Genomic DNA, 3562 nt, shown 5'->3' with positions numbered 1-3562 from the left:
ACGTGTTTCGGTCCCTGCTCGTGGTGGGAAGCGGAAGGTTCCGTTCTCCGAACGTGCCACCGCTCGGTAGCCGATCAGAGGCGCGCTCCGGTCATGCTGATCGCTGCGTAGGCTGCTTCGGCTGCTCGGCCCGGAGCAGTTCCCTCAGGCGCGTGTTGCAGAAAGTCTCCGGTGTGGCCCGTGAAGACAATGCGGCCTTGGTCGAGGACGGTGACATGGTCTGCCTCGTCCGCGAGGTCGGCAACGTCATGCGTGGACAACAGCACCTGCATGCGCGGAGTCAGGATGGCCAGCAGCTCTCGGAACAGTCCGCGTTGCTGGGGGTCCATCCCCGCCGTGGGTTCGTCGAGGAGAAGGATCCGGCTTCCATGGACGAGCGCGGAGGCCACGCCGACGCGGCGTAGCTGCCCCCCGGAGAGATGCTTGGCCTTCTTGGATGCTTGGTCGCGGAGGTCCACTCGTGCGAGAGCTTCGAGAGCGCCGTCCCACGCCGCGCGTGTGCTCATGCCTTTCAACCAGCCGGCGTATGCAACCTGCTCGCGCGCCGTCAGACCGGACATGGCAACGATGTCTTGTGGCATCCAGGCCACGGCACGGCGGTACTCCCGTCGCGACGAGAGGATGGAGCCGTACGTGACGCTTCCTGTTTTCGGCTGCGTCACGCCGGCGGCCAAACGGAGCAGTGTCGACTTCGCGTAGGTGCAGTTGTCGAGTTGCAGTGTCATCACGTCAGGTCCGTATCGACGACAGGAACGGCTCGTTCGGGTTGGTCAGTTGAGCGACGAGGCCGGCGGCAAGCGCGACGGCAGCACCGGCGAGCGCGATCGGATCCTCCGGGATCCGCGGGATAACCGTCCAGAAGTAGGGGTGATGGGTCGCGTCGAATCCCAGAAGAACGACGACCAGTGTCCACATGACCGGTGCTATCACGCTCGAGTTTCCGACCAGGAGCCGGGCGCACAGCATGAGTCCGACGAGGAAGGCCGTGTTGCGGCCGACGCTGAGAGCCGTCGACGAACCGGTGAGCGCGTGGATGACAACGCCGACCACGGTGGCCCACATCACCACAGCGAGGCAGAGAGCAGCGTCCCAAAGAGCCGTCCTGCGTACGGCAGAATCCTCCACGCCCGCCAGACGGTTCTCCAGACAGACGGTCAACGTCGCGTACAGCGGAAGTGGAGCCAAGAGCATGGCCACGACCTGATTCGCGCCCGCACCGAGCAGCGACGGCAGCTGCGCCACGAAATCCTGCATGACCAGTACGAGGAGCAGGAAAACCAACATCGCGGTAAGGAGCAGGGTAGGAGCCCTCCGCGCTTTCAACCACCATTGCATCAGGAGCTCTCGTCCGCACAGGCGCGACGCCGTTCCGCCTGGTACCACGTTGCTTGTTCGCTCGGAGAATGGTGGCGCACGCGCTCCACGCGCGCTCGAATCGCTGTCAGCGCTTCGCTTCCGTTTTCGTACTGTGCCAACTCGGACCGTTGCCGGGACAGGTATTTTTTCCAGATCTGCTGTTTGTGCTGCCCACAGCGTTGCACTGCGTCCGTAGATCTGGTCTTGCGAAGCAGGGCACGGAAGTCTCACGGCTTCTTGAAACGCCACCCACCGCACGTTGTTGGATCGCGACGACGCTGTCAGCGGGATCCGCCAGTGAGATTTGGTCGAAGCTTTGGCCTCGTTTCCTTCGACCACGCTGTCGGTGACCTTCCGGGGGACGGAAGGCCGAGCATTCTTGTCCTGAAGGTCAACAAGAGGGACAAGTACCTCCTTTCGCGTCATCACCGGGTTCGCTCCTCCCGCTTCGGGTACACAGACGCGAGGATTTTCTCCGGCGCAGTTCATTCTTGCGTGACCGACGGACAGAGGCGGGGTGTGATTCCAGTCTTTGACCGAGAAAATTGAAATCGACACCGCGATCAATGCCGTGCAGGTTCCGATCACAGGAGTCGCACGACGGGTGAACGCGCTCTTCCGCGGAGTGAACAAGCACACGAAAATACCAGCGGCTACGCCCCCCGCGCACAATACGTGGGGATAGAGGGCATTCCACGTCAATTGGGTCCCGAAAGGGAGTACACCGTGGAACTCTCCGCTCAGGTGGCGAGGCCACATCTGTTCCCCCGAAGAAGCCGAAGCAGCCACGAGGTAGAAAACTCCGAGCGCCAGTGCCGGCGTGGCGATCAGGCGCGGGACGACGTTTCCGATCCCGAAGCCGATTACAGCATGCGCCAGGGAAACCGTAAGAGTCATTGCGAGTAGCGGGAAGCTGGCCGGGGTGAGCGCCACTCCTTCCTGCACTGAGCCCATGGTCACCGGAAGCAGCAGCATCAGCCATGAGACGCACACCACGGGCAGCAGCAGGCGAGAGGCGATGGCGACTCTGCTGCGCACGGGCGCTGCCTCCCACACCCGGTCGCGTTGGAGCCTCCCGGCCTCCCAGGCGGACATGCTGGATGCCGTGGCGTACGCGAGGGACGCGGCTGGATTGAGCGCGAAGGAGACGACCTCCGGGGAATACGGAATGATCCCGCGAGAAGCGGGGTAATCGTAAGAAAAACTTACGTGATAATAAAGTAGAGTGACGCCGATCGCCAGCGGCAATATCCATGTGGCGCTGCTGGTGCGCAGAATTGTGGTGAACTTCATTGCCCGCAATCAAGGGTGGGGCGGGGAGACCGTAACCGATGATCCCCCCGCCTCGGCCGGTATCAGCCGTCTGCCTTCGTGGTGTCGATGTAAACCTTTTGCACGCTCAAAGCTAGGCCGGCGCCGGCCCCATTGATCTTGTTGATCTGAAAGAAATGCTTGCCCTTGGCAAGGTTATGCCATTCCCCGTTGCTCTTGCCTGCGCTTCCCTTGAAGCACGCAGTGTATTTCTTTACCCCCCAGCTATTGTCTGGCTGAGCGGTACGGTCCCATCTCAGGTCCACGTGTGTGCTGGTTCCGCTGCTCGCTCCAGACACACGGCACTTCGTGAACCAGATCTGCGAGTACTGTTGATCGTTCCACCGTCTGGATTGAAACCCGGTCAGCACGTCATACATGCTGCTTTGCCAGTTTTTTAATTCGGGTCCCCCGGCGGGTGCCCCCGGGTCTGCAGCGGAAGCGGCAGGCATGGTTCCCAAGAGGCTAGCCGCCACGATCCCACTGATGGCCGCTATCCGAGCTCTTGCAAGTTGCGAATTCACGACTCAACTACCCCCAAGTGCGTTGGTGTGTGCATGCACGGTGAACTTTAGATGGAGTAACCGTGTAGGGGTAATGAGTAGTGCATGGCGCGGTGAAATGTCCGAAAATTGGCACCTGGTCGTTCCACCCGTGCCATACTTCTTTGCAACGCGGTGAAGGGTTCTTATCGGAGGACCTTTACGTCCACTGACCAGCGCGGGAACCAGGGTGGGGCGACTCCGTGGCGTACGGAAGTCCTGGCGGGCGAGCGGAGCCGCGGATAACACCGTCGCTGAGCACCTGACGTCCGCGAGGGGGCCGTCCGCACATGTGGCCTGCCAGCGCCTGGTGTTTCATGCCCAGTCACCTCGCCCACCAGCCGTCAACTGCC

At 61.9% G+C, this 3562-nt stretch carries 3 protein-coding genes; all 3 read right to left on the bottom strand.

Annotated features, from left to right (window positions below; genetic code table 11):
- Positions 1-74 precede the first annotated feature (74 nt).
- The 3 genes from UWG_RS0128835 to UWG_RS33255 all read right to left on the bottom strand — a co-directional run bounded on the left by UWG_RS0128835 (position 75) and on the right by UWG_RS33255 (position 3119).
- Positions 75-725 carry an ATP-binding cassette domain-containing protein gene (locus tag UWG_RS0128835; RefSeq protein ID WP_016910669.1) on the bottom strand — a complete coding sequence of 217 codons (651 nt, stop codon included), beginning with the start codon at positions 723-725 and terminating at the stop codon, positions 75-77.
- 4 nt (positions 726-729) lie between these two features.
- Positions 730-2649 carry a hypothetical protein gene (locus tag UWG_RS33260; protein ID WP_157838613.1) on the bottom strand — a complete coding sequence of 640 codons (1920 nt, stop codon included), beginning with the start codon at positions 2647-2649 and terminating at the stop codon, positions 730-732.
- A 62-nt stretch (positions 2650-2711) separates the two neighbouring features.
- On the bottom strand, positions 2712-3119 hold the full coding sequence (locus UWG_RS33255; RefSeq protein ID WP_157838612.1) for a hypothetical protein: 408 nt from the start codon (positions 3117-3119) through the stop codon (positions 2712-2714).
- Positions 3120-3562: the final 443 nt, after the last annotated feature.

This window comes from Streptomyces xiaopingdaonensis, from assembly GCF_000262345.1.
In the GTDB taxonomy this organism is placed as follows: Bacteria; Actinomycetota; Actinomycetes; order Streptomycetales; family Streptomycetaceae; genus Streptomyces; species Streptomyces xiaopingdaonensis.
The sequence above is the reverse complement of the archived record's forward strand: the minus strand, read 5'-3'. Positions and strand labels throughout refer to the sequence as shown.